The following is a 526-nucleotide window of genomic DNA, read 5'->3' on the forward strand; positions in this document are numbered from 1 at the left end:
AACTTCACCGAGTTCACCGAGGCGATCCGCGGTTTTCCGGAAGTGTTGGAGTGTTATGTGTTGATGGGGGCGGTGGATTTTCTGCTGCGCATTGTCACGTCGGACATCGAGGCTTACGAGCGGTTTTTCTTCGAGAAGTTGTCGATGGTGCCGGGGATTCAGGAGGTCAATTCGATCGTGGCGTTGTCGGAGATCAAGTCCACCACTAGCCTGCCAGTATTGGGCTGACAGGGCTGGCCTCATCGGGGGCAAGCCCCCTCCCACATTGGAGTGGGAAGTGGCTTACTCCCGATGGCGATATTACAGACGCAGCAGGGTCTTCCAGGCACGGTTCTGATACACCGCGATCGCCTGATGCATGCGCGCATCCAGCGATTCATCGGTGATCGGCTGGTTGGCCAGTTGCGCCAGCTTGTTCAGCTCACCGTACAGGCGGTCGAGTTCCGCAATGTCCACCACCTGGCGTGCGTGGTGCAGCCAGGCCTGGATGCGCTCGATGCGCGGCAGTTGCTCGGCGAGGTCTTCC

At 59.3% G+C, this 526-nt stretch carries 2 protein-coding genes; one reads left to right on the plus strand and one right to left on the minus strand.

Translation table 11 applies throughout. The annotated features are described in order from the left end of the window. The coding region (locus tag M2R48_RS21310; protein ID WP_262087627.1) for an Lrp/AsnC ligand binding domain-containing protein at positions 1-228 on the plus strand (228 nt) is incomplete at its 5' end. Between the two features lie 72 nt (positions 229-300). On the opposite strand, the gene M2R48_RS21315 is transcribed toward M2R48_RS21310, so the two are convergent. Next, positions 301-526 (minus strand): hypothetical protein (locus M2R48_RS21315; protein WP_262087628.1); only part of this gene is annotated, 226 nt, incomplete at its 5' end.

The sequence above is a fragment of the Acinetobacter sp. I-MWF genome, assembly GCF_025433935.1.
Classification (GTDB): Bacteria; Pseudomonadota; Gammaproteobacteria; order Pseudomonadales; family Moraxellaceae; genus Acinetobacter; species Acinetobacter guillouiae.